The organism is Salinivibrio sp. PR919, from assembly GCF_001995355.1.
GTDB lineage: Bacteria > Pseudomonadota > Gammaproteobacteria > Enterobacterales > Vibrionaceae > Salinivibrio > Salinivibrio proteolyticus.
On sequence record NZ_MUFL01000040.1, the window covers coordinates 1 to 22960 of the forward strand.

General features: G+C 51.7%; 20 protein-coding genes and 1 tRNA gene. 9 read left to right on the forward strand and 12 right to left on the reverse strand.

Translation table 11 applies throughout. From position 1 onward, the window contains the following. From BZG83_RS09245 to BZG83_RS09255, 3 genes are all read right to left on the reverse strand, one after another. A partial coding sequence (locus BZG83_RS09245) for a hypothetical protein (protein WP_198929730.1) occupies positions 1-737 on the reverse strand: 737 nt, incomplete at its 3' end. 466 nt (positions 738-1203) lie between these two features. Further along, positions 1204-1294, reverse strand: a tRNA-Ser gene (locus tag BZG83_RS09250). A gap of 180 nt (positions 1295-1474) precedes the next feature. Next, positions 1475-2683 carry a NupC/NupG family nucleoside CNT transporter gene (locus tag BZG83_RS09255; protein WP_077480233.1) on the reverse strand — a complete coding sequence of 403 codons (1209 nt, stop codon included), beginning with the start codon at positions 2681-2683 and terminating at the stop codon, positions 1475-1477. Positions 2684-3126: 443 nt separating this feature from the next. On the opposite strand from BZG83_RS09255, the gene BZG83_RS09260 reads away from it, so the two are divergent. The 3 genes from BZG83_RS09260 (at position 3127) to BZG83_RS09270 (ending at position 5796) form a co-directional block, all read left to right on the forward strand. Next, positions 3127-4398, forward strand: coding sequence for an NRAMP family divalent metal transporter (locus tag BZG83_RS09260; RefSeq protein WP_077480234.1), 1272 nt, complete (start codon positions 3127-3129; stop codon positions 4396-4398). A 207-nt stretch (positions 4399-4605) separates the two neighbouring features. Then, positions 4606-5274: a Bax inhibitor-1/YccA family protein gene (locus tag BZG83_RS09265; RefSeq protein WP_069588355.1), complete on the forward strand. Its 669-nt coding sequence runs from the start codon at positions 4606-4608 to the stop codon at positions 5272-5274. Between the two features lie 192 nt (positions 5275-5466). Further along, positions 5467-5796, forward strand: coding sequence for a TusE/DsrC/DsvC family sulfur relay protein (locus BZG83_RS09270; RefSeq protein WP_069588353.1), 330 nt, complete (start codon positions 5467-5469; stop codon positions 5794-5796). A gap of 29 nt (positions 5797-5825) precedes the next feature. On the opposite strand, the gene yccX is transcribed toward BZG83_RS09270, so the two are convergent. Beyond that, positions 5826-6098, reverse strand: a complete 273-nt coding sequence (gene yccX / locus BZG83_RS09275; RefSeq protein WP_077480235.1) for an acylphosphatase — start codon at positions 6096-6098, stop codon at positions 5826-5828. 80 nt (positions 6099-6178) lie between these two features. Here yccX and BZG83_RS09280 point away from each other — a divergent pair, with 80 nt between their 5' ends. From BZG83_RS09280 to BZG83_RS09290, 3 genes are all read left to right on the forward strand, one after another. Beyond that, positions 6179-7555, forward strand: a complete 1377-nt coding sequence (locus tag BZG83_RS09280) for a methyl-accepting chemotaxis protein (RefSeq protein ID WP_077480236.1) — start codon at positions 6179-6181, stop codon at positions 7553-7555. Between the two features lie 188 nt (positions 7556-7743). After that, positions 7744-8931: a class I SAM-dependent methyltransferase gene (locus tag BZG83_RS09285; RefSeq protein WP_077480237.1), complete on the forward strand. Its 1188-nt coding sequence runs from the start codon at positions 7744-7746 to the stop codon at positions 8929-8931. A gap of 112 nt (positions 8932-9043) precedes the next feature. Further along, on the forward strand, positions 9044-10003 hold the full coding sequence (locus BZG83_RS09290; RefSeq protein WP_077480238.1) for a sensor domain-containing diguanylate cyclase: 960 nt from the start codon (positions 9044-9046) through the stop codon (positions 10001-10003). A 65-nt stretch (positions 10004-10068) separates the two neighbouring features. On the opposite strand, the gene BZG83_RS09295 is transcribed toward BZG83_RS09290, so the two are convergent. The 5 genes from BZG83_RS09295 to BZG83_RS09315 all read right to left on the reverse strand — a co-directional run bounded on the left by BZG83_RS09295 (position 10069) and on the right by BZG83_RS09315 (position 16438). Beyond that, the gene (locus BZG83_RS09295; protein ID WP_274532435.1) at positions 10069-11976 is read right to left on the reverse strand and encodes a propionyl-CoA synthetase; all 1908 of its coding nucleotides are present in this window, start codon (positions 11974-11976) and stop codon (positions 10069-10071) included. Positions 11977-12022: 46 nt separating this feature from the next. Then, positions 12023-13474, reverse strand: coding sequence for a bifunctional 2-methylcitrate dehydratase/aconitate hydratase (locus tag BZG83_RS09300; protein ID WP_077480240.1), 1452 nt, complete (start codon positions 13472-13474; stop codon positions 12023-12025). Positions 13475-13517: 43 nt separating this feature from the next. Continuing rightward, positions 13518-14669 (reverse strand): bifunctional 2-methylcitrate synthase/citrate synthase, encoded by a 1152-nt coding sequence (gene prpC, locus BZG83_RS09305; protein ID WP_077480241.1) that lies wholly within the window; start codon positions 14667-14669, stop codon positions 13518-13520. A gap of 114 nt (positions 14670-14783) precedes the next feature. Then, complete coding sequence (prpB, locus tag BZG83_RS09310; protein WP_046073371.1) at positions 14784-15653, reverse strand: methylisocitrate lyase; 870 nt, start codon at positions 15651-15653, stop codon at positions 14784-14786. Positions 15654-15724: 71 nt separating this feature from the next. Then, positions 15725-16438: a GntR family transcriptional regulator gene (locus tag BZG83_RS09315; protein ID WP_077480242.1), complete on the reverse strand. Its 714-nt coding sequence runs from the start codon at positions 16436-16438 to the stop codon at positions 15725-15727. A 229-nt stretch (positions 16439-16667) separates the two neighbouring features. On the opposite strand from BZG83_RS09315, the gene BZG83_RS09320 reads away from it, so the two are divergent. Further along, positions 16668-17279 (forward strand): YitT family protein, encoded by a 612-nt coding sequence (locus BZG83_RS09320; RefSeq protein ID WP_077480243.1) that lies wholly within the window; start codon positions 16668-16670, stop codon positions 17277-17279. A gap of 198 nt (positions 17280-17477) precedes the next feature. Next, a complete protein-coding gene (locus BZG83_RS09325) occupies positions 17478-18350 on the forward strand; it encodes a ferric iron reductase (protein ID WP_077480244.1) in 873 nt (290 codons plus the stop codon). Here BZG83_RS09325 and BZG83_RS09330 read toward each other — a convergent pair. After that, positions 18347-19462, reverse strand: a complete 1116-nt coding sequence (locus BZG83_RS09330) for an endonuclease/exonuclease/phosphatase family protein (RefSeq protein ID WP_077480245.1) — start codon at positions 19460-19462, stop codon at positions 18347-18349. The genes BZG83_RS09325 and BZG83_RS09330 overlap by 4 nt on opposite strands. A gap of 29 nt (positions 19463-19491) precedes the next feature. After that, on the reverse strand, positions 19492-19977 hold the full coding sequence (locus BZG83_RS09335) for a hypothetical protein (protein ID WP_069588330.1): 486 nt from the start codon (positions 19975-19977) through the stop codon (positions 19492-19494). Positions 19978-20294: 317 nt separating this feature from the next. On the opposite strand from BZG83_RS09335, the gene BZG83_RS09340 reads away from it, so the two are divergent. Beyond that, complete coding sequence (locus tag BZG83_RS09340) at positions 20295-20750, forward strand: methylglyoxal synthase (protein ID WP_077480246.1); 456 nt, start codon at positions 20295-20297, stop codon at positions 20748-20750. Positions 20751-20814: 64 nt separating this feature from the next. Here the strand turns inward: BZG83_RS09340 and helD are convergent, their stop codons facing one another. Then, positions 20815-22890 carry a DNA helicase IV gene (helD, locus tag BZG83_RS09345; protein WP_158074947.1) on the reverse strand — a complete coding sequence of 692 codons (2076 nt, stop codon included), beginning with the start codon at positions 22888-22890 and terminating at the stop codon, positions 20815-20817. Positions 22891-22960 lie beyond the last annotated feature (70 nt).

The window sequence follows — 22960 nt, forward strand, 5'->3', positions numbered from 1 at the left end:
TTATCTAGGTGGGCAATCTTGCTACCAAACTTTGTAAAGCAAGCTTCTAAGAACTCTGATCTAGCTTTGAACAAATCATCTTCTTTGGGAAGATCGGTAAAGACACATTCAATTTGACCATCATAAAACTCAGAGCCTATAGAATGATCTGACTCAATATTCTCAGACCTGAGGTAATATTGTTCTGCTTCTGGCAAGCGAGCTATATCGCCCAACCACATTACAATTTTTCCATTCCCATTCAAACCGAACGGCATGGAAAAGTCATCCCCTCTTCGTATTTCGCCGTATGTTGTGGACGCGAAACTTAACCTATAAGTTGGGGATGAGTCATACTTCAGCAAAACTTCTCGATTAAAGAATACTGGTGTTAGAAAACCTTCATCCCAAGGTCTTTTAAGACCAGGAATGTATTTGTAGTCATCAGAATCATATATAAATGGAACAGAGCCAAAGCCGAAATCTTGATTCGTTTTGTTTCGAGTGACTTTTACTATATCACTCGACCTCTTCGTTGCCTGCTCGTGCAGATGAATTACTGCAAAGCGGGAATCATCAGGGAGGTATTTCTCATTGCATTTTGGACAATGCAGCATTGGAAGCCCGTTGATACTTATTTCAACGCCACTTACAGTTTCAGAAAAATCATCAAACACTAAATCAAGATGCCCATTGCACTTGTCACAGTACAGCCTTTGAATATGGCCAGATTTAGGGAAAAATTCTTTGAGATCCATCGATGTTCCTTGGACACTTAACATTGCATTAGTGCGCGTGCTCGATTTTTCAAAACCGTTATACGCATCTACTATCACCTAAATTACTGTTATTAAGACGACTTTCAACGCTTCAAGCAATCAACTCGTCTGCAAAAATGTGCGTGCCGTCCATCACAGCTCAGGCGTTCACATTACCCCGAAAAGATACCAACTAACCCATCACGCGTTACCACGCAGGAGCGTGGGAACGAGGTGATAGGCACCGCTATACCAATGGATTGACTTAAACACCCATGCTACCGCCCACTGGTTGGCGGCGTCCAAAAGGCCATGTATGGGCGAGAATTTTAGGGGGCTTAGATTATCAAACGCTGGGTAATGTGTTTAGACAAAGGCGTCTAAAATGTTGGCGTGGTCAGGGTTTGGGGATTTGTAGGGGCATAAATGCAAAAAGCCGCTGAATAATCAGCGGCTTTTCGGTATGTGGCGGAGAGATAGGGATTTGAACCCTAGAAGGGCTATTAACCCTTGCCGGTTTTCAAGACCGGTGCTTTCAACCACTCAGCCATCTCTCCGGAACGCGGCGTATATTATTGGGTTCGTTGTGGGTTGTAAACCCTTTATTTGCCGCTTTTGGTCTGTTCGCTCAAGCCGTGATCAGGTTGGCGATATTGCTAGCAAAAGGCGATTAGCTTACCGCCAATCGCCCTCCTTTTACTGAGACACTTTAATAGAATCTTTTTACTTCACAGTACTTATAGCGCGATAAAAATACCCGCCAGAGCCGCACTCATTAGGTTGGCAAAGGTGGCGGCAATCACTGCGCGCACGCCCAAGCTTGCCACATCTTTGCGACGCTCTGGCACCATCGCACCAATCGAGCCGAGCTGAATGGCAATCGAGCCAATATTAGCAAAGCCACACAAGGCAAAGGTCACGATGACTTGGCTTTGCACCGACAAGTTCGCTTTGATATCAGAAAACGATAAGAAGGCAACAAACTCGTTAAGCGCAATTTTCTGGCCAAGCAAGTTACCCACGGTGAAGATCTCGTGCACCGGTACACCGGTGAGTAGTGCCAGCGGTGAGAACAGGTAGCCAAACAGCATTTCTAGGCTTAGACCGTCAATGTCAACCAACTCACCTAAGCTACTCAGCCCAGCGTTTAGCATCGCAATCACACTGATAAAGGCCACCAGCATGGTGCCCACAGCCACCGCGACTTTCATGCCATTCATCGCGCCGCTGGCGAGGGCGTCAATCGCATTGGCTTGATCGCTGTCACTGATCTCCACATGGTTTTGCTCTGCGGGTGTCTGTGTTTCCGGCACAATGATTTTTGCCATCAAAAGTCCGCCGGGGGCAGCCATAAAGCTCGCGGCAATCAGGTATTTCAAATCCACACCCATCGCCGCATATCCGCCTAGCACGCTACCGGCGACCGAGGCCATGCCTCCCACCATCACGGCGAAGAGTTCAGAGCGTGTCATTTGGCTAAGAAAAGGGCGAACTACCAAAGGAGATTCGCCCTGAGAAAGAAAGATGTTGCTGGTTGCCACCAGAGACTCTGCTCGGCTGGTGCCGAGTAATCGCTGTATACCACCGCCGAGAAGTTTAATAACCCACTGCATAATGCCGAGATGATAAAGGAGGGATATCAGCGCACTGATAAAAATGATTAGCGGCAGAACTTTAACAGCGAAAATAAACCCGTCGTTGGCGAGAGGGCCAAACACAAACTCAATGCCTTCGTTGGCAAATGAAAGCAGCTTCGCCGCGCCATTGCTCATAGAACCCAGCATGGCTTGTCCTACTGGAATGTAAAGCACCAGTGCGGCAAAACCCGCTTGTAGGCCAAATGCCCCAAGCACTGTACGCCAGTTGATCGCTTTACGGTTAGAGGAGAACGCATAGGCGCACAAAAACAGAGCGACGATGCCGGCCGCACTATAGAGAAGTTGCATAAATAGAATACCTTGCCGTGTTGTGTTGCACTTGCGGTACAGATGAGTACGACACGCTGCCAAGGTGGCAAGAGGTTCCATCATGCGTTACATCGTACCGCGGGTTCGGTGAAGGTGGGCCCAACCTTGGACACTTTTTCTTCAGCCGCGAATCGCGACACAGCCACTCTTTGCCTATGGGCTGGCGAAGAGCGCATGTTGGGCGGGCATTCTATTGTGATTTGAGTCGCATYTCCAGCTAAATTTGGCCTTTGATCACATTTTATTCTCGGCCGCTCACCGAGCGCTACGACGATGGTCGGATAGGCTGCGAGATGGGTTTTTGGCAAGATTGGTTGACACAGATCGCTCATATGTTATTGATAACCTGCTATTGACAATAAAATTAATCAAATAGCGATAAAAACAAACACAACAACGCAATTATTATAAAGGAAACAATCATGCAAACCGTCTCTCCTCACGAGGCCGGATCGCGTTTATCTGTGATCCAACGTGTTCGCGCCTTGGGGCCGGGCATTATGATGGCCGCTGCCGCCGTGGGTGGTTCTCATCTGGTTGCCTCAACCAAAGCCGGTGCCATTTATGGTTGGCAATTGGCCGCATTAATCCTGCTGGTAAATCTCTTTAAATACCCTTTTTTCCGCGCAGGCGTGCAATACACCGCAGGAACCGGCGAAACCTTAGTAGAGGGCTATGCCCGCCTCGGCCGCGGATATCTGTGGCTTTTTATCGTGCTCAGCGCGGTATCCGGCGTGATCAATACAGCCGCACTGACTTTATTTAGCGCCAGTCTGCTGAGCTATTTTGTGCCGTTTGATCTCTCCCTGACCGCCCTTTCCATCATTATTGTAATGACTTGTTTGGTCATTCTAATTGCTGGCCATTACAAGGCGCTGGATTGGCTCTCTAAAGTGATTATGGCAACGCTCACCTGTGCCACCTTGGTTGCGGTGACTGTGGCAATCGGCAACCCTGTCGCGGTTGAGCCTAATTTTCAGGCTCCGTCCATTTGGTCAATCACGGCGATTGGCTTTATCGTGGTCACCATGGGTTGGATGCCCGCCCCGATTGAAATTTCTAGCATCACCTCGGTGTGGCTAAAGCGCAAAGCGCAATCTGAGCCCATCAATGCTAAAGCGGCGCTGTTTGATTTTAACGTCGGCTATATCGGCACCGCTGCATTGGCAATTGTGTTTCTATCACTCGGTGCCCTGCTGTTGCATGGCAGTGGGGTTGAATTAAAGCAATCGGGGATTGGCTTCTCGCATCAATTGGTTGGCCTGTATGCCGCCACGATTGGTGAATGGTCCCGCTATTTGATCGCGGTGGTCGCCTTTTTCTGTATCTTCGGCAGCACCATTACCGTGATCGACGGGTATGCGCGGGTCGTGTCTGAATCGCAGCGCTTATTGCGTCGCCAGCCACAAGCCTCGCCACAGGTCAATCAAGGCTGGATGTTAATCACGGCCGTATTAGCGCTCGGTATTGTCGCGTTTTGGACCGGTGCATTACTAACCATGCTCGATTTCGCCATGATTGCTGCATTCGTGACCACGCCGTTCTTTGCATTACTCAACTATATTTTGGTGACCAAACACCRCTTACCGCCTGAAGTGACCATGAGTAAGTCGATGCGCGCCCTGGCGATCGTGGGTCTGATGTATTTATTCGGCTTTTTAGCAGTATTTATCTGGTGGAAGTGGTTGATGTAACAAAGTTTACCTTGTTCACGCTTGAAGGGCTGGGTTAACATCCTTTTACAACTTCRCCATCGGCGTTGAGCACGGATAAGGTATTATTTGCTTTATAAAAGCCAGTCATGGTTTAGGTTAAGGACGTGGGTAGCTTGAAAAAGTGAACGACTGCCCACATAACTGTCGTATTAAGAAATGGATTGTTAACCCAACCGGGAGAACGTTATGAACGATCGTATCGTTTCGCACAGCCAGTCACAGCAGAGTGCGTTATCTACTAACAAAGTGCTACGTAATACGTATGCGCTGCTATCGATGACACTGATCACCAGTGCTATCGCGGCCTTTATCGCTATCGCTGTCGGCATCGGCCCAATGATGTCGCTAGGTATGACCCTAGGTGCGTTGGCGATCGTGTTCTTTGTGCTACCTCGCACTATGAACTCCTCCGCGGGTATCGTGTGGACCTTCGTGTTCACCGGCCTTCTGGGCGCCTCGTTAGGCCCAACACTGACCTATTACCTGAGCCTGTCGAGTGGCCCAGGGATTGTGATGCAGGCGCTTGCTACCACAGGTATGGTATTCCTTGGCCTGTCGGCTTACGCCATCACATCGAAGAAAGACTTCTCTTTCATGGGCGGTTTCTTGGTCGCCGGTGTGATCGCGCTATTAGTCGCCATGGTCGCGAACATCTTCCTACAGATCCCAGCGCTGAGCTTGGCGATCAGCACCATCGCGGTACTGATTTTCTCAGCCTTTATTCTGTATGACACCAGCAACATCATTAACGGCGGCGAGACCAACTACATCCGCGCCACCGTGTCGCTGTATTTGAACATCTTCAACATCTTCGTTCACCTGCTGAGCATTCTTGGCATCATGAACGACGACTAAGTGCCACGCAAAAATTGTGTATGCACTACCAAAGCCGGCTATTGCCGGCTTTTTTTATGGCGATACGCACAAGCGTGATGAAGAAACCTGTCCGTAATAAACGTCAGTTGCACTCATTCCAGTCGCTCGCTATGCTTTGCAGCCTTATCAACGGCGAGAACATCCGCTGGGATGACGAACAAAGGCAAGACTATGTTGGTGTATGAAGGTGAAACCGTTGCAACGGATGCGCAAGGGTATTTAAAAAACGTAGACGATTGGCACGAAGCGCTGGTTCCCTTGTTGGCTGAGCAAGAAGGCATTGCACTGACCGAGGCCCACTGGGAAGTGATCCACTTTGTCCGCCATTTTTACCAAGAATACAACACCTCACCGGCGGTGCGTTTATTGGTAAAATCGATGGAAAAAGAGTACGGTCCGGAGAAAGGTAACAGCAAATACCTGTTTAAGCTCTTTCCGAAAGGCCCGGCCAAACAAGCGACCAAATTGGCAGGCCTCCCCAAACCCGCCAAATGTTTGTAACTAAGCCGCTTTAAAGACCGTCCTATGACCTACTGAATGGCAAACCCATCCACGGAACGCCATTCAGTATCTTCGTGTTTAACGTGATTCACACTCGCGGTGGGCGGCCCTTGATCTAACCACGCAATAAGAGCATCAACCGACTCTTCGCGGCCACATGCCAACACCTCAACGCGTCCATCTGGCAAGTTCTTCGCGTACCCAGTCAAAGACAGCTTTAATGCCTCGTGCGCGGTGTGATAACGAAAGCCAACGCCCTGAACGTGACCTGTGACATAGGCCTTGACGCATTTTTGAGACATCGGTCACCTCCACTGTATTTCCATTGCATAATGACATCTGTATAACGCTACATGAGACAGTCGTTTGACAGGATTACGTCATGAAAGAAGTAGCGTTTCGATGGATTGATAAATACCTCATCCACCTTCGGCTCCAAGAAAAATTTTACCTTATCTTTTTCCTTCCCCTCCTCGCAATGATAGTGATAGCGCTGACACTCGATGCAGCGTCGGACACGCGAGTGGCAACCAACATGCAAGCGGAAGGCCAAGCCATTCAAGCCCTTGTGGCGAAATACGATTTGCCGGCGCAAGAAGTACGCACGGTGCTACAAAACCAGCAAAGCGGGTTTACGCTTACGCCGTCGGGACAGCTTGACTATCAAGCCGATGGCACCTTGTTCACCTACCTTGGCACGCTCGATTGGAGCTTGCTCCTTGGCATGGTGGTGGTGATTGCGCTGTTGACCTATTACATCATGACCTTTATCGGCGGCGCGATGTACACCATGAATCAAGCTCTCTTAAAGCTAGCAGATGGGGAACTCAGCTACCGAATGAACTTCTTCCCAGTGCGAGATGAGTTCAGCCAGATCGCGATTACCATCGACAAAGTGCTTGAGCGTGAGCAAAACATGGTGAAAGCCATTCAGCAAAGCGCAGAGATGATGGATAGCTTGTCGTCGAGCCTGCAGCAGCGCAGCGACGAAAGTGAATCACTGGGTGAAAGCCAACGTCAGTATCTTGATTCACTCGCCAGTGCCACCGAAGAAATGGCGGGGTCGATTCGTGAAGTGGCGAGCCACGCTACCGATACATCTACCCAGACCCAAGAGGCCACCGAGGCAGCTCAGCAAGGGCGTCAACAAGTGCAGCAAACCATGGCGGCGATTAACGCGCTGGCCAGTGAAATTGCTCAAGCTGCTGATAAGGTGACCGAGTTGAATCAAAATGCTGAGCAAATTGGCAGCGTGGTGACCACCATCAACGCCATCAGCGAGCAGACCAACTTATTGGCCCTGAATGCGGCGATCGAGGCTGCCCGTGCGGGCGAGCAAGGGCGTGGCTTTGCGGTAGTCGCCGATGAGGTGCGCACCTTGGCAAGTCGCACTCAAGAGTCCACGGTCGATATTCAAACCATGATTGAGTCGCTGCAAACGCATACCACTGAATTGCGTCGCGTTATGGAGGGCACAGTCGAAAATGCGTCTGCCAGCGAAGCTGCGGTGCAAGAGATTGATGCCGAGATCAGCCAAATCGCCGCCCGTAGCAGCACGATCTCTGATCGCAGTACCGAAATTGCAGCCGCCGCCGAGCAGCAAGGCAACGTGGCGAGCACGATTTCACAAGATGTGGAACAAGTGCGCAGCCAGTCCACGCAAGTCGCACAAATGCTGCGAGATTCTGCTACCGAAGTCAGTGAACTTGGCACRCAAGCGCAGCAATTGAAAACCTTGGTGGCAGGGCTTCGCACCTAAACCTCTTGGTTCACCGCCCGCATGCTTCCTATTACGCGCCCGACTCTGGGCGCGTTTTTATTGCAATGACACCAGCCTTGCTCGACAATACCCGCCCTTTTTTGCTTTATCCGCAAGTCACGTCATGATGCAGGTGCCTTACTCAGCATTTTGACGTGTTTTGCACCACCAAATTGTTAGGAACGTCCATGACTGCCACTGTGTATCTCGCCAAAGGCCGCGATAAATCCATCAAACGCCGCCATCCTTGGATTTTCTCGCGCGGCATTGCCCGTATCGAAGGGAAACCTGCTTTGGGTGACACGGTCACTGTTTGTGATCATCAAGGTGAGTTTTTAGGGCTAGGCGCCTATTCACCCCAATCCCAAATTCGAGTTCGCATGTGGTGCTTTGAAAAAAACCCCATCGACAGTGACTTTTTCCTAGCCCGTATCCGCGCGGCAAAACCGCTGCGTACCATGCTCGCTGAGCGTGATGGGCTCACTGGTTATCGACTATTGGCCGCTGAGTCTGATGGCGTCCCCGGCATCACCGTCGACAAGTACGATAACTACTTGGTGTGCCAATTGCTTAGCGCCGGCGCGGATGCTCAGCGTGATAACCTCGTCACCRCCCTGCGCACCGAGTTTCCAGAGTGCCATATCTACGAGCGTTCCGACGTTGCGATTCGTAAAAAAGAAGGCCTTAAACCGCGCACCGGCGTTTTACACGGTGAGGAGCCACCTGCGTCCGTCATCATCGAGGAAAACGGCGTGGCGATTGAAGTCGATATTGCCAATGGCCACAAAACCGGTTTTTATCTCGACCAACGGGATAGCCGCGAACAAGCGGTGAAATACATGGATGGCAAACGGGTCTTAAATTGCTTTTGCTACACTGGCGGTTTTGGTTTGTATGCGCAAAAAGGCAATGCTAAGCAGGTCACTAATGTGGATGTCTCACAGCCCGCGCTCGACAAAGCGAAAGCCAATGCGGCGAGAAACGGCTTTGATCTCACCCGTGCTGAGTTTGTGAATGCCGATGTGTTCAAGCTGCTGCGCACTTATCGCGAACAAGGCGAACGCTTTGATGTGATTGTGATGGATCCGCCTAAATTTGCAGAGTCCAAATCTCAACTGACCGGCGCATGTCGCGGCTACAAAGATATTAATATGCTCGCTATGCAGCTTCTTAATCCGGGCGGTGTGCTGCTCAGCTATTCGTGCTCGGGCTTAATGGATGCGGGCCTGTTCCAAAAGATACTGGCAGACGCGGCATTAGATGCAGGTAAAAATGTGCAGTTTATTGAGCGCTTTGCWCAAGCGGCAGATCATCCCACTCACAGTGCATATCCAGAAGGTTTTTACCTCAAAGGCTTTGCGTGTTTGGTGCAATAACACACGGTCTTTAACTGGTGTGCGGACGGGTGCAAAGCGCGTCCGTACTTCTGGACACATCTGTCTGATGAATCTACGTTTAAGTAAGTAGCGACCCGACAGGAGTGTTCAGATGCTAAGCCCCATTAAGCCCAACGACGAAGCTCAACGCCTCAAAAAATTACAAGACACTGGCGTGCTTGATACCGAAGACGAAGAGCGCTTTGATCGCATCACTCGCTTAGCTAAACGCCTTTTCGATGTCCCCATCGCCCTCGTCAGCCTCATTGACGATGATCGCCAGTGGTTTAAATCCTGCTTTGGCCTTAACGTACGCCAAACGCCACGCGATATCTCTTTTTGTGGTCATGCTATTTTGGGCGATCAACCCTTTGTGGTGAAAGACGCCAGTCTCGATCCACGCTTCGCTGATAATCCCCTCGTTGCGGGCGAGCCACATATTCGCTTTTATGCTGGATACCCGCTCTCGCTTGGCGACGGGAGTAACATGGGCACCCTGTGTGTGATTGATGATAAGCCGCGCCGTTTTAGCGATGAAGATCTGCGCTTTTTGAAGGATTTGGCCCTGCTCGCCGAGAGTGAGCTCTCCTCAGCGCAAACCGCATATACTGATGATCTCACGGGAATATCTAATCGACGCGGCTTTATGCAGCTAGCCAGTCGCGCCGTACAGCACTGTCAGCGCATGAATTCGCCGTATTCACTCGCGTTTATCGATTTAAACGATTTTAAAATCATCAATGATACTTATGGTCATTCCGAAGGGGATATCGCCCTTCGTCATATGGCTAATCTGCTGCGCGCCAACATGCGCGAATCCGATGTGTTTGCGCGGTTTGGTGGCGATGAGTTTGTGGTGTTTCTCTCCGGTGCTGGGCGTGAAGCCGCCGAGCAAGCACTCGACCGTTTTTCCGGTGTTGTGGAGCGGTTTAATCAAATCAATCGCCACACCTACCCTATCTCATTCAGTTATGGCGTGGCGACCAGTTCCATGTCGACGCCGCGCAGCTTGGATGATCTACTGGATGAAGCAGACACCAAGATGTACCAGCAAAAAAAAGCCAAGGTGTAAGCCAAAAAGCGGGGTGTCCTACCCCGCTTTCGGTTAATGCCCGTGCGAATACCAGCCTATCCCTCTTAGGAAGAAGACAGCGCCGCTGCAATGGTCTCCAAACTGCTCGGATCGTCAATCGTCGAGGGGACTTGGTAAGATTCGCCATCCGCCATCTGACGAATAATACGACGCAAGATTTTACCTGAGCGTGTTTTAGGCAACTTCTCCACGATAACCGCGTGTTTAAAGCAAGCGATCGCGCCAATTTGATCCCGCACACGCTGCACCAATTCCCGTTCTATCTCGCCACCCATAGAGACAAAGCCATCTTTCAACACCACTAAGCCGAGCGGCAATTGGCCTTTGAGCTCATCGTGCATGCCCACCACCGCACACTCGGCGACCGCGTCATGGCTGCCTAATACCTCTTCCATTTCGCCAGTCGATAAACGGTGCCCCGCGACGTTAATCACATCGTCAATCCGTCCCATCACAAACACATAGCCATCTTCATCCATGTAGCCACCATCACCGGAGACATAGTAACCGGGGAATTGGCTAAGATAGCCAGACTCAAAGCGATCGTGGTTGCGCCACACCGTCGGCAGGCAGCTAGGCGGCAGAGGACGCTTCACGGCAATGTATCCTTGCTGGTTTGGTGCGGCAATCTCGCCCATTTCATTGAGAATACACACCTGATAGCCAGGACTTGGCATGGTTGCCGAGCCGGGCTTGGTCGCAAAGCAGGTTAACCCTAATGGATTGCCTGCAATCGCCCAGCCAGTTTCGGTTTGCCACCAGTGATCAACCACGGGTCTCTGGGTCTTTTCTTCCACCCACTCCAATGTCGGTGGATCAAGCCGTTCACCTGCCATAAACACCGTGCGTAACGATGTCATCGGATAGCGCGCAAGGTGCTCACCGTTTGGGTCTTGCTTTTTAATCGCCCGAAAGGCGGTAGGCGCCGAGAATAAGATGCTGACGTTATACTCATCACACACGCGCCAAAACGCTCCCGCATCCGGTGTACCGACTGGCTTGCCTTCAAACATCACCGTAGTGCAGCCGTGTAGCAAAGGGGCATAGACAATATACGAATGCCCTACCACCCAGCCGACATCCGATGCGGCCCAAAACACTTCGCCGGGTTTGACGTTATAAATCACGCTCATGCTGTACTTCATCGCCACCGCGTGGCCGCCATTGTCACGCACTACGCCTTTGGGTTTGCCCGTGGTGCCGGAGGTATAAAGGATATATAAAGGATCGGTGGCATTGACGGGCACTGGCGCCGCAGGCGTCGCTTCAGCTAATAATGCCGCCCAGTCAGCATCACGCGGATTATCTAAATTGGCACGACACATGGCACGCTGATAGACCACCACATGGTCGGGTTTGTAACGACTGTCCATGATGGCTTGATCAACCATCGGCTTATAAGCCAAGGTTTTCGCGCCCTCGATGCCGCATGAGGCGGTGAGCACCACTTTGGGCTCCGCGTCTTCAATCCGTACCGCCAGCTCATTCGGGGCAAAGCCACCAAAGACTACCGAGTGGATCGCCCCAAGCCGTGCGCAAGCGAGCATGGCCACGGTCGCTTCTGGGATCATGGGCATATAAATCACCACGCGGTCCCCCTTTTCAACCCCTAGCCCTGCCAGCATGCCCGCAACTTTCGCCACGTAGTCACGTAAAGCCGCATAGGTATAGGTGGTTTTTTTGTTGGTAACCGGTGAGTCGTAAATAAGTGCAGTTTGTTCGCCCCGACCTTGTTCAACATGCGCATCGAGTGCCATATAGGCAGTGTTCATGGTGCCATCGGCAAACCAGCGCTCAATGCCATTATCGTCTTTGCTAAGAATGGTTTGTGGAAAGGTAAACCAATCGAGCTGCTTGGCCTGTGCCTGCCAAAATCCCTCGGGGTCACGACTGGCCCAATCCGCATGGTGTTGGTAACTTGCTTCTTGCATAAGCGGCTCCTTATCGCCCACCCTTGGCAGGCGATACGTTTGCAGGCAATGGATTCATTCCGCGTGCTTAGTTAATCACAAACAGCGACATAAATTCGTGCACCGGGGTTTTCTCCAGCGCGGCCTGGTCGCTACACAAGGCAGCGATTTTTTCACTCTGTGCGCGCGGGAAACGGGTCGCCAAGTTGGTGCGGAATTTTTGCTCCAGCACGGGGATCCCTTCTTCGCGACGGCGGCGGTGACCAATTGGGTATTCCACCGCGACTTGTTCAGTACTGCTGCCATCGGTAAAGAAAATTTGGATCGCATTGGCAATCGAGCGCTTGTCAGCTTCAAGGTATTCCGCGCTATAACGCGAGTCTTCTTTGATCACCATTTTTTGCCGTAGCGCATCAATACGCGGGTCGGCGTGATGGAAGGCGTCTTCGTAGTGCTCGGCCACTAGATTGCCGTATAGCAGCGGTACTGCCACCATATATTGCAGGCAGTGGTCACGGTCAGCCGGGTTAGCCAACTCCCCTTCTTTGGAAATGATGCGAATGGCCGATTCATGGGTGGTGATTTCAATACGTTCAATCTCATCCACCCGGTCTTTCACCTGTGAATGCAAGGTCACCGCCGCCTCTACCGCCGTTTGAGCATGAAACTCCGCTGGGAAGGAAATCTTGAACAATACGTTTTCCATTACGTAGCTGGCAAAGTCTTGTTTGACACTAAAAGCGTTGCCGTTAAACAGCACATCGTAATAGCCCCACTTAGGTGCGCTGAGCACCGACGGCAAGCCCATCTCGCCTTTCATGGTGATCATCGCCAACCGCACCGCGCGGGAGGTGGCATCGCCCGCCGCCCACGATTTGCGTGAACCGGCGTTTGGCGCATGGCGGTAGGTGCGCAGCGCACAGCCATCCACCCAAGCTTGTGAGACGGCATCAATGATCTGATCGCGATTACCGCCCAACATTTTGGTAACCACAGCCGTTGATGCCACACGCACCAATAAAACGTGATCGAGCCCAACACGGTTAAAGCTATTCTCAAGGGCGAGCACGCCTTGGATCTCATGCGCTTTGATCATCGCAGTCAATACATCGCGCATGGTAAGCGGCGGTTTACCTTCGGCCACGGCCACACGACTTAAGTAATCGGCGGTGGCCAAAATTCCACCTAGGTTATCGGACGGATGGCCCCACTCGGCGGCGAGCCAAGTATCGTTAAAATCGAGCCAGCGAATAATACAGCCGATGTTAAACGCGGCAGTGACCGGATCAAGCTCGTGGGAAGTGCCCGGCACACGCGCCCCGTGGCGTACTGTGGTGCCCGGCACCAGTGGGCCCAGGTGTTTAGTACATTCAGGGAAACGTAGCGCCAGCAAGCCGCAGCCAAGGGTATCCATCAAACAGTTACGGGCGGTGTTGTAGGCTTCTGCCGAGGCAATCGGCGTGCTATCGACATAGTCAGCAATTTGTACCAATAAGGCATCGGGGTCGGGGCGCTGGTTCAGTTCTACGTTGTTGCTCATGGTCAATTCCTTCTGTGATTTCAATCGGGTAAATGCGCGCTGATTAAGAGCGCTGATCGATAGGTAGCCAATCTTGGTGTTCAGGGCCGTCGTAATCGGCACTTGGTCGAATAATGCGGTTATTAGCGCGCTGCTCAAACACATGCGCCGCCCAGCCCGTTACTCGGCTCATCACAAAAATCGGAGTAAACAATTTGGTTGGGATCCCCATAAAGTGATAGGCCGATGCGTGATAAAAATCGGCATTGGGGAACAAGCCTTTCTCGCGCTTCATCACTTGTTCGACCCGCTCAGACACGTCGTACAGCCAAGCGTCTGGCGCGTTTTGCGCTAGCTGTTTCGACCAATGTTTGATAAGCGCATTGCGGGGGTCTGATTCACGGTAAATTGCATGACCAAAGCCCATCACCTTGTCTTTATTGGCGAGCATTTGCATTAATCCTGCTTCGGCTTCGTCAGGTGTGCGCCATTGTTCTAGCATCGCCATCGCCGCTTCATTGGCACCGCCATGCAATGGGCCGCGTAAGCTGCCGATGGCCGCGGTAATGCAAGAGTGCAAATCGGACAAGGTGGACGCACACACACGCGCAGTAAAGGTCGAGGCATTGAACTCATGCTCGGCATACAGCACCAGCGAACAATGCATCACAGATTCATGCAGTGGCGACGGCGTTTCATCAGTGAGCATTTTGAGGAAGTAACCGCCAATGCTTTTCACCTCCGGCTGATAGGTATCGACTCGTACACCATCATGCGAATAGCGATACCAATAGCAGATAATGGCCGGCAACATCGCCAACAGGGTATCGGTTTTATCCGCTTGCTCACTAAAGTCGGTTTCTTGATCCAAGTTACCCAGCATCGAGCAACCAGTACGCATCACATCCATGGGGTGCGCATTGGCAGGAATTCGCTCCAGCACGGCTTTTAAGGCGTCAGGTAACCCCCGCTTGCCGAMCAAGGTTTCTGTGTAGTCAGCCAGCGCTTGGCGATTGGGGAGTTGGCCTTTGAGTAGCAGGTAAGCCACTTCCTCAAATTGGGCGTGATTGGCTAAATCGGTAATGTCATAACCGCGATAGGTTAATCCAGTGCCGGTTTGCCCCACCGTACACAAGGCGGTGGTGCCGGCACTTTGGCCGCGAAGGCCCGCGCCGGAGAGTGATTTATCTTTGGGTGCGACGGCGACATTTGTCATGATTGGCTCCTTTCCTTTGATGCCATCAGATTCAACCGCTGCATGAATCCGTGAACGTGGCGATAATTCCAGTGGTGTAACCGACGTTTTCACACCGAGAGTGTGCGTCTGTGATCACTCTTTTCCAAATAGGCGATCCAATTGCTGTTCGTAGGCGTGATACCCCAAGAAGTCATAGAGCGCATCACGGGTTTGCATGGTGTCTACCACGTTTTTCTGGTGGCCATCATCCAGCAAGTGTTGATACACATTGAGGGCGGCTTGGTTCATGGCACGAAATGCAGAGAGCGGATACAGCACCATGCTGACCCCGACGCCCGCCAACTCTTGGCTGGTAAACAGTGGGGTTTGACCAAACTCGGTGATATTCGCCAGCACCGGCACCTTTACTTGCTCGACAAAGGCTTGGTACTGCTCGAGTGTTTGCATGGCTTCGGGGAAAATCATGTCCGCCCCTGCTTCTACGTACGCTCTAGCGCGGGCGACGGCACTGTCCATGCCTTCCACCGCCAAGGCGTCGGTGCGCGCCATGATCACAAACTCAGGATCGGTCCGCGCATCCACCGCGGCTTTAATGCGGTCGACCATTTCAGCTTGGCTGACAATTTCTTTGTTGGGACGATGACCGCAGCGCTTTTGCGCCACTTGATCTTCCATATGTACCGCACCTGCACCGGCCCGCTCCATTTCGCGAATGGTGCGAGCAATATTGAGCGCGCCGCCAAAGCCGGTATCTATATCCACCAGTAAGGGCACGTCGGTTGCTGCGGTGATCCGGCGGACATCTTCCAACACGTCGTTGAGAGTCGTGATCCCCAAATCCGGTAAGCCATAAGAGGCATTGGCAATTCCACCTCCTGACAGATAAATGGCTTGATGCCCCACTCGCTCTGCCATCATGGCGCAATAGGGGTTAATCGTACCGACGACTTGCAGCGGAATATTGTTGCGTACCGCTTGGCGAAAACGTGCACCTGCACTCATAGCATTCTCCTTGTAAATTAGTGACTTAGCGGGACTCACCACCGCACTATTTTTAATTCGTCAGTTGCTATTCAATCAGCAATTTGTTGCTCAATCAGTTGGCGACTGCGCTGAATATGTCGACGCATCAGCATTTCGRCCAACTCGGCATCGCGCTCGCGAATTGCCGCTAAAATTTGCATGTGCTCTTGCAGCGCCTGCTTAGGGCGAGAATGCGCCCGCGGCGATTGAAACCGGTACATCCGCAGCAAGTGGTACAACTCACCACACAACAGGTTGATCAGTTTCTGGTTATGACTGGCTTTGATGATGCAATAATGAAAATCAAAATCGCCTTGTTGGTGAAAGTAGGCCGCCCCGTCCACCCGTTCGATATAGGCATGGTGGGTGTCGAGCACTGCACTTAACTGCTCAATTTCCTCATCGGTGATGTGCGCGCAAGCCAGTCTTGCGGCCATACCTTCTAACGCTTCTCGCACCGCATAAATCTCAGCCAGTTGACGATGCGTGAGAGTCACTACCCTTGCCCCCACATGTGGCACACGCTCTACCAATCCCAGGGCTTCGACCCGCATCATGGCCTCGCGCAGTGGCCCTCGACTGACGCCAAATGCAGCAGCCAATCCCGCTTCCGATACCTTAGTGCCCGCTGGATAAGTGCCGGTGACAATCGCCTCGATAAGTTGCTCGGTTAGGCTGGCTGACTTGGTGGGCTCACGTGGCTCAGCAGGCAACGATTGCGCGTTCTGCGCGAGAAATTGGTCATTTGTCGACAATAAAGACATAAATACCGCCTAAAAACTTCAATATAGCCAGAATAGAACAATATTGTAGACAATGTAGATTAGACTTTGGTCTGTAGCGGCGCCTTTTTATCGTGATAAAAACCACAACGTAAATGATAATGTACGCATTGGATTGTTATTCACTTGTTATCAAACGGGCGTTTGACTCGACCTATTGCGAGAGCGGCGTATGGTAGTGCGGTCGTTTTAATAGGGATAGAACGCAAATATGGATAGAAATCATTCCAAGCGTGAAAACGCACTCGCGCTGCTTATCGGCAGTAGTTTGGTATCACTCGGCATCTTCTTTTTCAACCAAGTAGGGTTATTGACCGGCGGCACCGCTGGATTAGCGCTGTTTTTACAGCGAGTCACTGACTTCAGTTTTGGTGAGCTTTTCTTCGTGATCAACCTGCCTTTTTATTGGCTCGCCTACACCCAAATGGGGAAACGCTTTACCTTAAGTACCTTGGTTGCGGTCAGCATCGTCTCATTTTGCGCCGATCATTTAACCGCTGTGCTCACCATCAACACCATTCATCCTGTTTATGCCGCGCTATTTGGCGGCGGGCTAATCGGCATGGGCATGCTGGTGATGTTCCGCCATCAATGCAGTTTGGGCGGATTTAACACCTTAGCGCTGTTTTTGCAGCAGCGGTTTGGTATCCGCGCGGGAAAAGTGCAAATGGCGCTGGATTGCTCGATTGTGATCTTATCACTGCTGGTGGTCGAGCCTTGGCTCATTGGCTTATCGGTCGCTGCCGCAATCACGACCAATCTCGTCCTTGCCATGAACCATAAACCCGGACGCTACCAAGTTCAGCCGCCCCAAGCCGTATAGCGGGCGTGAATGACACGGAAAACATACATAAGCATAGATAGAGGCGGCCTTCCGCCTCTTTTTTCAATCACTTCCTCTACAACACCTTGTCCCCAATCGTTACGATAGCGCCTTGATATCTAAATACGAATCACTCTTACAATTGATTGCTGCGCATGCTAAATTTCGCCTTTTAGGCGCCAATCATAAGGAGTGTTGATGAACGCGGCCGATCCTAGCTTTGAAGCACCACAACTGCCTGCCGCGGTTGCACTGTCCCCTTTTCCCACCGCATTAGGCTTGTCAGTGATCCCTGATGATGTGCAAGGCTTGTCGCTTCGGGAACAACTCACCACACCACAAGGACTGGCGCAATGTTTTGCCGCGGTAAACTCGACCTATGGCGATGCCGATAGCCGTGCCCAAGGCACGCTTTTTATCGGCGCCTATGCCTATGAGTTTTTGCTTCCAGTGCTGGCTAGCTGGCTTCAGGCTGGACAACTCCCCTCGCTGGACTTAGATAACTGGCAAGTTAAATACCAGCCTACCCGTGTCACCAAACCGAATGGCAAGGAGCTGGTGTATCACAAGCCTCATTTTTATCTCAATGCCTTGATTGGCTGGAAACAACCTGCGGCAGAAGAGTGGCTAACGATTTTGCACGGCGCGTTATTACGTCACTTTTCGCCAATCGTTGATGCGGTCGCGGAACAAAGCGGTATGCGTGAGGGGCCACTTTGGAAAGTGGTTGCCGATTCAATCTGTATTGCCTTTTTGATGGTGGGTAAACATCGTGATTGTGAGCAGGCCGCACGTGACGCGGCGCTGTCGATCGTCCATCAACGCGGCACCCCGCTTTATAGCAAGCGAAGTGGTTTTCACGATGTGACCGTCTACGATCCGAACGACACCCAAACCGTGCTGCAAACCCATAGCTTCCGTCTGCGCGGCGGCTGCTGCCGGATCTTTACCGTTGATGAACACAGTTATTGCTCAACCTGCTGCTTTTTAAAACCTGACGAACAAGCTAAGCGCCTTGCAGAAGTTGCGTGTCAGCGTGAAGGCGTGGCACTGGACACGCAGCCTCGCTAACTCAGCGCCACATCGACCCAAACAAGACGATGATCGGAGTGAACACGCGCATGCTCTTGGCCGTTTTTATCACAAATCAGTGGGTAGTCGGCATCATCAGGGGCAGGCCAAAATACGCCGGAGGCTAACACCGCGAGCTCACACGAAGGTAGGACATAATCGAGGCGCAACCCACCGTTATGGGTAGCAATTGCCCGCCCTTTACCATCGATAAAGCGAAAGGCGTGAGACCGTGCCGCCTCACTTTTTGGCACCTGTGCGCCGAGAGCGACCTCGGGATGCACACGCGGATGATTGAGCAAAGCGCCAATGGCTTGCTTATCCCCATCGCCGTAGCTCGGATCTGCATTTAAATCGCCAATCACCACAAACGGCGTCTCGGGGGAAAGCCCGCCGTGAGCGCCCTTGTCGTCCACCAGCCAGTCGGCGTTATCCAAAAGGCCAATCAGTTGGTGAATTTCATCACTGTTGCGCCGCCAGTTACGCTTTTCTGGCCCATCAAACACGGGCGGTGTGGGATGACAGGCCACCACTTGTATTCGTTCATCACCAACCAGAATCGGCACTGACACCAAGTTTTTCGAGGCGAGACGTAGCGCCTGTTGTGCTTGTTCGGTGTAATACTCCGCTGGGAGTTGATGGTGAGGTAATTGATGCCATGCAAAGTGCTGCCAAGTGCGAATCGCATCGTCTTCGATGGGGTAACGCGATAAAATCACATAGCCAAATTGACCATGATAGTCGCCAAAACCATGACACTGCTGAGCATTCGTTAAGTGTTGATGCTCACTGACTGGCACCGTGAGTTTTAACCCCGTGTTGGTGGCAGGCAAGTAGCGATACGGATAATCAATCGGCATGTCACCGTGTTGCGATTCAGCCAAATGCCGCTCACAAAATGCGGCGAGCGCACCATCGTCGCCACCGTTGCCCGGATGATCAAACTCGCAAAGCACCACCACATCGGGCCGCACACGTTGTAAGGTCGCGGCGAGGTTTTTAATTTGCCGGCTGGGGGTGGGCGCTAACATCTTTGCTTTGATCTCGCCGGCCTGACGTCCCGCTAGAGACAGGTTGAATTGTGCCAACCTAAGGGTTGAAGGTGCTGTCATAACATCCCAACAATGCGCTACATGATGGGCTATTTTAACAAGCTATCGAGGGCACGACGAATTTGTCGCGCATCTTCTTCAGCACGATGCGGTGCTGGCCCCAACGCCTCCATTTCGCGGCTAAAGTCACGCCGATCGAGATCACTGTGCTTTTTTAGCCATTGATTCACCTCCATTAGGGTGAATGAAGGACGCATGTAGCAGGCTTTGTAAAGCCGCCCCATCCAAAACAGATCCCATTGACTATCGCACAAAACATGATCAAAAGGCGCGAGGGTCTGGTTGAGATGCTGGCATACATCGAGCACACTGATGCCTTCGCTAAAAAGGCGTTCACGCGAGATCCCATGTATTCGGGTTTCGGCTTCTTTGTCCCAGTGATTCCAGTGCCCACTGGCGGTGGAAGGGTCAATCAAAAAACTGTTGCTGTCGCCACTTGGCAACACGTATCCCACTTCGATGGGATAAGACGATAACGACAAACCGGATGCTTCAAAATCCAGTGTCACCCACATACGCGTACTCCTTGCTCATAAACTCTCCTGCATGACTAGGCACTTCCTTTGCCTTGTTAGTTAACTGTAGCCTTTTTGTTGCCACTTCGATGGGTTGTCGCGCTACTTTTGCGTGCTTGGTTAACTTGTGACTGAAAATCCTGACGTTTTTCATTGGATGCGTCAGTTTTTTCTTATTATGTGACACTCTAAACAGTGCTATGCCAAGGTTTTGTCAGCGGTACGCTATATTTCACTACCGGATTGAATTAGGCTTCGATAACACCCTGATAAACGCAGTTTGACGTTAAACCGCCATGTTTTAAATAGGAAGCAGCATGAAACAAACGTCTCGCACCATGTCCGCGCGCAAACACATTGCATTAGTGGCCCACGATCACTACAAAGACGCCTTGAGTGAGTGGGTTAAAAAACACCAAGATGTGCTGAGTCAGCATGAGCTTTATGCGACCGGCACCACCGGGCATATTCTTGCGCGCGAAACCGGATTAACGATCACCCCTTTGATTAGTGGCCCGATGGGGGGTGATCAACAACTGGGCGCCATGATTTCTGAACAGAAAATCGATGCGATGATTTTCTTTTGGGATCCGCTCAATGCCGTCCCGCATGATCCAGATGTCAAAGCGCTACTGCGTGTCAGCACCGTATGGAATATTCCCGTTGCCACCAACCGCGCCACCGCAAGCTTTTTGATTACCTCACCGTTATTTGGTCAAGAAGTGGATATTCAAATCCCTGATTATCAAGCTTATTTAGACGAGCGCTTATAATCTTTTACCCCGCACTGTCCGTCGATGACTAATGTCGTCTATGGCTAACAGTGTGGGGACTGTCTCACTGATACCCTTTCAGTTCCGCCACAAACGATGAGGCACGGCCTTTTTGGTGTACAAGCCACACTTGTTTTTGTGCGCGTGTCAGGGCGACATAAAACAGTCGTCGTTCTTCCGCGTGCTCAATCGGCTCTTCATTTTTTCCCAGTAACGCCTCATCGAGTGAGAGCGAACGCGGCTTGGCCGGGAAGACCCCTTCATCCATGCCAAGGATGAACACATAGTGCGCTTCTTGCCCCTTGCTGGCGTGTGCAGTGGTATAGCGAAGCGCCAATGAAGGATACGCATTCTGCCAGCTTTCTAGCGCGTCAGGACAAACGGCATGCGTGCGGCCTAGCAGCATCACACTCACTGCATGCTCTGCTTTGGCGTGCTTTTTAGCCAAACTTGCCAGCGTTTTTTCTAACGTATCGTCCGTGATCACCTTGATCACTTTAGGCGCTTTCGCTGGTGCCTTGTCACGCGCATAATCCAACTGTTTGCTGAGCTGCTTGGGGTTTTGCTCAATGAACTGCTGCGCCACCTTCCCCAAGGTAGACGGATAGCGATAACAGGTGGTCAGCCAGCAAATTTCACTGTCACCGAAACGCTGTGCAAACTCTGTGGTTAAGCTGACATCGGCACCAGCAAAGCGATAAATGGCTTGCCAATCATCCCCCACGGCATACAAGGAGGCGCGTGGTGATTGGGTTTCACTGTCCGCTTTACCGTGACACAGTGCCTCTAACATTGCCAACCGTGCCGGCGAAATGTCCTGGTATTCATCAACCATGACAAACTGGATGGGCGTGGTGAATTTTCGCTGCTGAAACAGCTTGGTGGCTTGGGTAATCAATCCATCAAAGTCTACCGCGTTCTCCGCTTTTAGCGCCTGTTTGTAGGCTTGGTACAATGGCCAAATCACCGCCAGTTCATTTTTTAACGCACTCTGCTCCTCATAGCTTGCCAGTTTATCGGTCAACGCACRCTTGGTGGTATTGGCTTGGATCACCCGTGAAAGGCGCGACCAAACCCAAGTGTGCAACCGGCTGTCATGGGCACACGCAGTCAGTTCAGTGTTCTCATCAAGCGGCAGTGTTTGTTGCTGATGCAGTTTATCCCATGCTTTACGGGGAGAGGGCTGTTGCCACTGTTCGGCAAGTGTTTGAGTCAGCCACGCCGCTTTGGCTGTATCATCACTGGCGAGTGGAGAAATCATCGGCGCCTGCCCTTGGTGATCGGCAAGTTGCTGGCGGGCAAAGCCATGAAAGGTAGTGACATTCACCTCATGACCGGTTTTAGTCTTTATCCGCGTTTTCAGTTCTTCAGCGGCATCACGACCAAAGGCCAGCAGCAATAGTTGCTCTGGTTTGGCTTGACCACTTTCAATCAAGTAGGCGGCGCGTGCCACCAATACGCTGGTTTTTCCACTACCGGGCCCCGCCACCACCAAGGTATGAGATTCATCGGTGAGCACGGCGGCGCGCTGCCCGTCATTCAATGGCGATGATTCGATGCGATCAAACCAAGCTTGCCACTGATTGAGCATCATCGCTTGCCATTGCTGATTGCGCGTCTTGAGCCACTGTTTATCCCCCCGCAAAACGGGTGCCAGTGTCGTTGCCATCACTTCATCTAAGCTGGCCAAGAATGAGGCTGGGATCCCCTCGCCTTCTAGCTTTTCGACTAGGATTTGTTGCGCCGCGCGCAATTGCGATAAGCGAACATAAGCGGGTGCATTCACCAGTGCATCATACTCTGCCAGCAAACTGGGCCGGATCAGCGCCAGCCGTTTTTGATAACGGGCAATATAGGCTTGATAACTGCGATAGATGGTTTGCCCTGCCTGCTGGGCGCGGTGCCAAGGCAAGCCAAAAACCTCAAAAGGCAGCGGATCGCCCTCTTCGGTATAACCGGTGAGCGAAATCGTTCCCCACAGCAACCCGCGCGACACCGTGAGCTGCCCATCCCATGCCGAAAAAGGAATATATTGCCGATGGTGACGAGATTCGAGCAGTAAGCCGTCATCTTCGAGCTGCAAGCTGTAATGGTCGCCATAAACAAGCCATTGTGCCCAGCGGTTTGCGGAGAGTTTCATACTCATGAGTCAGTGCGTAAAAACGCGCTTTCCAGCCTTGATAAGATGACAGGCATGCTACTGCGCAACT

Bases quoted from the DNA above. Each gene is read 5' to 3' on its own strand.
- BZG83_RS09320 (WP_077480243.1), top strand. From the start codon at position 16,668: ATGGATAGAAATCATTCCAAGCGTGAAAACGCACTCGCGCTGCTTATC.
- BZG83_RS09255 (WP_077480233.1), bottom strand. From the start codon at position 2,683: ATGCAACTTCTCTATAGTGCGGCCGGCATCGTCGCTCTGTTTTTGTGC.
- BZG83_RS09335 (WP_069588330.1), bottom strand. From the start codon at position 19,977: ATGTGGGTGACACTGGATTTTGAAGCATCCGGTTTGTCGTTATCGTCT.
- prpB (WP_046073371.1), bottom strand. From the start codon at position 15,653: ATGAGTGCAGGTGCACGTTTTCGCCAAGCGGTACGCAACAATATTCCG.
- BZG83_RS09340 (WP_077480246.1), top strand. From the start codon at position 20,295: ATGAAACAAACGTCTCGCACCATGTCCGCGCGCAAACACATTGCATTA.
- BZG83_RS09300 (WP_077480240.1), bottom strand. From the start codon at position 13,474: ATGAGCAACAACGTAGAACTGAACCAGCGCCCCGACCCCGATGCCTTA.
- BZG83_RS09290 (WP_077480238.1), top strand. From the start codon at position 9,044: ATGCTAAGCCCCATTAAGCCCAACGACGAAGCTCAACGCCTCAAAAAA.
- BZG83_RS09325 (WP_077480244.1), top strand. From the start codon at position 17,478: ATGAACGCGGCCGATCCTAGCTTTGAAGCACCACAACTGCCTGCCGCG.
- BZG83_RS09270 (WP_069588353.1), top strand. From the start codon at position 5,467: ATGTTGGTGTATGAAGGTGAAACCGTTGCAACGGATGCGCAAGGGTAT.
- BZG83_RS09330 (WP_077480245.1), bottom strand. From the start codon at position 19,462: ATGACAGCACCTTCAACCCTTAGGTTGGCACAATTCAACCTGTCTCTA.
- yccX (WP_077480235.1), bottom strand. From the start codon at position 6,098: ATGTCTCAAAAATGCGTCAAGGCCTATGTCACAGGTCACGTTCAGGGC.
- BZG83_RS09265 (WP_069588355.1), top strand. From the start codon at position 4,606: ATGAACGATCGTATCGTTTCGCACAGCCAGTCACAGCAGAGTGCGTTA.